1 protein-coding gene is annotated in these 1,801 nt (G+C 58.9%); it reads right to left on the reverse strand.

Going from position 1 to position 1,801, the window contains the following annotated elements:
• Nucleotides 1-51 precede the first annotated feature (51 nt).
• Complete coding sequence (gene istA / locus H7E91_RS11400; protein WP_182355236.1) at nucleotides 52-1,524, reverse strand: IS21 family transposase; 1,473 nt, start codon at nucleotides 1,522-1,524, stop codon at nucleotides 52-54.
• Nucleotides 1,525-1,801: the final 277 nt, after the last annotated feature.

The raw sequence follows: 1,801 nt of genomic DNA on the forward strand, positions 1-1,801 counted from the left end.
TGAGGGAGGTGCGCCTGCCGGCGTCTATGACGTCTTGGACACTGATCTGACTCATGCCACCACCTCCACACTGTCGTCAGCAGTGCTGATGGTGAGGGTGTCGTAGATGGTGAGGTCCACGTTCACAGCTGCTGGTTCAGTGTTATCAGCGAGCCTGCGTGCGAGCATGCCGACCATGGCAATGTCGGGACTATCACCGCGGGTGATCAGCATCGTGGCAGCATGAATCGCTGTCTCGAAGGTCGTCGGCCCACTTGCTGCGTCCACGGCGGTGAACAGGCGGCGCCGATCGGTGGCCCCGGCTTGGTCAAGCCAGTCCCGTACCGGATCAGAAACCAGGGGCCGCAGCAGGGATTGGGACCAGGCACCGGGCTTAGCGACCAGCAAAGGGACAAGGCTGGCGGGGTCGAAGATTGTCTCTGGTTGGCTGCCGAAGGCGCGGGGAAAGACTCGGACTGGGGCGGTGTGCTCGTCGAGGATCTCGATCACGTCATGACGTATCCCCACGGTGAGGGTCCGTCCGTAAAAGGCCGGGCCTGCGGCGTAGGTGTTGCCATCAATGTGGAGATTGCCGGTCTTGTCAGCTTTACGGGATTCGTAGCGGACCGGGTCAAAGCCGACCCCAGGCAACTCCAGACAAGCCCCAACATCCTGGACGAAAAGCTCACCGAGTGGCAGTCCTTTGCGGTAATGCACAGCCGTAGCGAGACTGTCGCAGCGGGTCAGGAGCTGCGCGTTCAGCTCGGCTAGAGAGCCGGCCTCAGGTAGGGGGACCATGAGGTTACGGCGCAGGAACCCGACAGCGTTTTCCACGCTGCCTTTCTCGTGTCCGGAATAGGGGTTGCAGTACCTGGACTGGGAGCGGTAGTGGACTTTGAACGCACTAAACAGTTTCGATTCCACAACCGTGGTGCCGACCCTGCGCCCGATCCCGGTGGCATTATCAAAGATCATCAGTCTCGGTATTCCGCCGACGTGTTCGAAGACGGTGCGCAGTCCGTGGCAGACACATTCGGCGGTTTCACCGCGAAAGGCTTGCACGTATCTCATGTTGGAGAACGGGAAGGTGATCACCAGCATGTGCAGCACCTGCCCGATCCCGGCGATGATCGCTTCGGCTTGACCGAAATCAACTTGTACAACCCCGGCCTGCCACGCCAGCTCGGTGAAGCCTGCACTAGGTTCACGGTTCGATGCTTTCCAGGCCTTCACAAATCGTTGGACCGAGGAGTATGCGCCGGTGTAGCCGTGTTCGTCTATGAGACGGTCCATGACCCGCTTCGCGGTGTGGCGCTGCTTGACCGGTTGTCCCTGATCCTCGACTAGCCACTGTTCAATAACGTGAGTTAGCCCATTGAGTACTGAGGCTCCCGGGCGCGGTGCCGGTAATGGTGGGACGGGTGAGAAATCGGTTTGGCTGATGTATTTCGTGACTGTGGCTCGGCTCAGGCCGAGCTGTCGGGCGATTTCTCGTCCAGAGACTCCGTTGGAGTCAAGACTTCTGATAGTTTCTTGTAACGACATGGGTACCGTCATCTGCTTTCCAGCCCTTCTGGTGCTCACGCTTTCTACGGGGTAGCACCACAAGGAACCTATCTGCCGGTGGCGGGCCCATGTCCTTCTCGAGCACAGGGCAAGACACCCGCCACTGGGTGAATGTTGAACTTCCAAACCAAAATGAAGGCTTCCCCTGAACGGGGATTGTCTGGCCTACTTCTTAGCGCTCTTTTGGCCTGAAACAGGCCGCTCACATGGCACACAACCAGAGCTGAAACGACCTACAAATAGTTGATCACAGACA

This window comes from Flaviflexus huanghaiensis, assembly GCF_014118685.1.
GTDB lineage: Bacteria > Actinomycetota > Actinomycetes > Actinomycetales > Actinomycetaceae > Flaviflexus > Flaviflexus huanghaiensis.